The organism is Stenotrophomonas sp. 3diitr2024 (assembly GCF_042136455.1).
Taxonomy (GTDB): domain Bacteria; phylum Pseudomonadota; class Gammaproteobacteria; order Xanthomonadales; family Xanthomonadaceae; genus Stenotrophomonas; species Stenotrophomonas sepilia.
Genome location: NZ_JBHHMJ010000514.1, coordinates 1 through 1,508, shown reverse-complemented (window position 1 = coordinate 1,508; position 1,508 = coordinate 1). Strand labels below are relative to the sequence as shown.

Sequence of the window (1,508 nt, the reverse complement as noted above, 5' to 3'; positions counted from 1 at the left end):
CTCGTGGCGGGCTGACAGCGATTCCTGGTAGGGCCGGGCGGGTGGACTGCGCAGGGGACGCTGCAAGTACGTCCCTGTAAGCTCGGTCGCCGCTTGCTCATCGCATCGAACCCGGCCCGGCCGTGGTACGCGCCCATGCCGCTGGCCCCCACCCCGCCAAACGGCAGGCCATCGGCGGCGAAGTGCAGCAGCGTGTCATTTACCGTCACGCCACCGGCCACCACCTGGCCGAGGATGCGCTCCACCGTGGCCGTGTCATGGCTGAAGGGATACAGCGCCAGCGGCCGTTCGCGGGACAGCACGTCCGCCAGCGCCGCCTCCAGGTCCAGGTAGGCCCGCACGGGCAGGATCGGCCCGAAGATCTCCTCGCGCATCAGGTCCAGGTCGTCCGGCGGGTCCAGCACCACGGTCGGCACCAGCAGGCGCTCGCGGTTGGCGCGCGCAGGATCCACCTGCGCCAGCGGGATCACCGGCACGCCACGTTCGCGCGCCTGCACCAGGTAGCCCTGCAGGCGCTGGTACTGGCCCTCGTTGATGATGCGCGTGTAGTCGTCGGCATTGCTGAAGTCGCCATAGCGTTCGCGCACCTGCTGCTGCAGCGCCTGTACGAACTCGCGCTGGCGGACCGTATCGATCAGCACATAATCCGGCGCGATGCAGGTCTGGCCCGCGTTGAACCACTTGCCGGTGGCCAGCCGCGCGGCGGCTTTGCCCAGCGGAAAATCGCGGCAGACGATGGCCGGCGACTTGCCGCCCAGTTCCAGCGTGACCGGCACCAGATGCTCGGCGGCGGCGGCCATCACCTTGCGGCCAACGGCCGTCGAGCCGGTGAACAGCAGATGGTCCAGCGGCAGCGAGGACACCGCCGCGGCCACATCTGCCCCGCCCTGCACCACCGCCACCCGATCGGGCGGGAACACGCTGGCCAGCAGATCGGCCAGGAACGCACTGGTGCGCGGCGTGTGTTCCGAAGGCTTCAGCAGTACGTGGTTGCCGGCAGCGATGGCGGTGACCAGCGGCACCAGCGCCAGCGTGACCGGGTAGTTCCACGGTGAGATCACCCCGACCACACCCAGTGGCGTCGGCCGCAGCTGCGCGCGCGCTGGCCACAACTTCCATCCCGCCGATGCCCGCTGCGGCTTCGACCAGCGCCGCAGGTGGCGGCGCAGGTGGTCGATGGCCGACAGCACGCTCATGCCATCGGCCAGCTTCGATTCAACGTGGGCGCGATGCCCGAAGTCCTCGGCGATGGCCTGCGCCATTTCGTCCAGGCGTGGCTTCAGCCCCTCGCGCAGGCGGCGCAGGTCGGCCTCACGCTGGTCGAGCGTGGGGCGCTGCGACTGCCAGGCGCTGCGCAGGGTGTGCAGGATGGCGGGAAGGTCGGCGGGGGCGGTGGTCGTCATGGGCCGACTATACGGGGTGCTGCGCAACGCCATGGTAGTGCCGGCCGCTGGCCGGCAATGGGTTCATGTCTTCGGAGATTCATGGGTTTGCCGGCCAGCGGCCGG

1 protein-coding gene is annotated in these 1,508 nt (G+C 70.0%); it reads right to left on the bottom strand.

What is annotated here, in order from left to right:
- On the bottom strand, positions 1–1,403 hold a 1,403-nt coding region (locus ABGA94_RS13110), incomplete at its 3' end, for a coniferyl aldehyde dehydrogenase (RefSeq protein ID WP_375367485.1).
- Positions 1,404–1,508 lie beyond the last annotated feature (105 nt).